The sequence below is a fragment of the Bilophila wadsworthia ATCC 49260 genome, assembly GCF_000701705.1.
Taxonomy (GTDB): Bacteria; Desulfobacterota; Desulfovibrionia; order Desulfovibrionales; family Desulfovibrionaceae; genus Bilophila; species Bilophila wadsworthia.
The window spans coordinates 1-1,579 of sequence record NZ_JNJP01000183.1; the positions used below are offsets into that span (position 1 = coordinate 1).

Genomic DNA, 1,579 nt, shown 5'->3' on the forward strand with positions numbered 1-1,579 from the left:
TGCGCAGTATCATCGACGATGGAGAGCTTAACTGCCGAGTTCGGAATGGGATCGGGTGTACCCTCTCCTCCATGAACACCAAGACAAATCTCTATGTGATATTAATTGATAGGGGGTTGGGAAGGGGAAAGTTTTTGAAAAATAAGCCGCTCGGGCTATTAGTACTGGTCAGCTGAGCACGTCGCCGCGCTTACACCTCCAGCCTATCGACCGGGTAGTCTACCCGGGCCCTTCAGCTCTTTCGAGGGGAGAACTTATCTTGAGGCAGGCTTCCCGCTTAGATGCTTTCAGCGGTTATCCCTTCCGCACATAGCTACCCTGCTATGCCGCTGGCGCGACAACAGGATCACCAGGGGTGCGTCCATCCCGGTCCTCTCGTACTAGGGACAGGCCCTCTCAATTCTCCTTCGCCCACAGAAGATAGGGACCAAACTGTCTCACGACGTTTTAAACCCAGCTCGCGTACCACTTTAAACGGCGAACAGCCGTACCCTTGGGACCTGCTTCAGCCCCAGGATGTGATGAGCCGACATCGAGGTGCCAAACCGCATCGTCGATGTGAACTCTTGGATGCGATCAGCCTGTTATCCCCGGCGTACCTTTTATCCAATGAGCGATGGCCCTTCCATTCGGGACCACCGGATCACTAACGCCAACTTTCGTTCCTGTTCGAGATGTCTCTCTTACAGTCAAGCTCCCTTATGCGTTTGCACTCAGCGCCTGGTTTCCGATCAGGCTGAGGGAACCTTTGCATGCCTCCGTTACACTTTAGGAGGCGACCGCCCCAGTCAAACTACCCGCCAGACACTGTCTTTCTCCGGGATAACCGGAAGAAGTTAGGATCTTAAACATGCAAGGGTGGTATTTCAAGGATGGCTCCCCCCATACTGGCGTACAGGGTTCACAGCCTCCCACCTATCCTACACATGCAGGCCCAAAATCCAATGTCAAGCTATAGTAAAGGTGCACAGGGTCTTTCCGTCTTTCTGCGGGTACACGGAATTTTCACCGCGACTGCAATTTCACCGAGTCTCTGGCCGAGACAGTGTGGAGATCGTTACGCCATTCGTGCAGGTCGGAACTTACCCGACAAGGAATTTCGCTACCTTAGGACCGTTATAGTTACGGCCGCCGTTTACTGGGGCTTCAATTCGGAGCTTTGCTTGCGCTGACCCCTCCTTTTAACCTTCCAGCACCGGGCAGGCGTCAGTCCGTATACGTCGTCTTTAGGACTTCGCACAGACCTATGTTTTTAGTAAACAGTCGCCACCACCAATTCACTGCGGCTCCCCGGGGCTTCATATGTTAAACATGTCACCCTAGAGAGCACCCCTTCTTCCGAAGTTACGGGGTTATTTTGCCGAGTTCCTTGGCCAGAGTTCTCTCGAGCGCCTTGGATTGTTCATCCCACCCACCTGAGTTGGTTTGCGGTACGGATTGCTGTGGATAAACTTAGGAGCTTTTCTAGGCAGCATAGACTCAACGGCTTCAGGGCTTGCGCCCACGGACTCGCGTCTCAGATTCGTCCGGCGGATTTGCCTACCGGATATTCCTACACGCTTGCACCGGGATATCCAAC

At 53.6% G+C, this 1,579-nt stretch carries 1 rRNA gene and 1 other annotated feature; the gene reads right to left on the bottom strand.

Features of this window, described 5'->3' with window-relative positions:
- Position 1: 1 nt before the first annotated feature.
- Positions 2-83 (bottom strand) — a sequence feature (5S ribosomal RNA rRNA prediction is too short).
- 54 nt (positions 84-137) lie between these two features.
- Positions 138-1,579: ribosomal RNA gene (locus tag T370_RS0121865) — 23S ribosomal RNA — on the bottom strand; the annotation flags it as partial.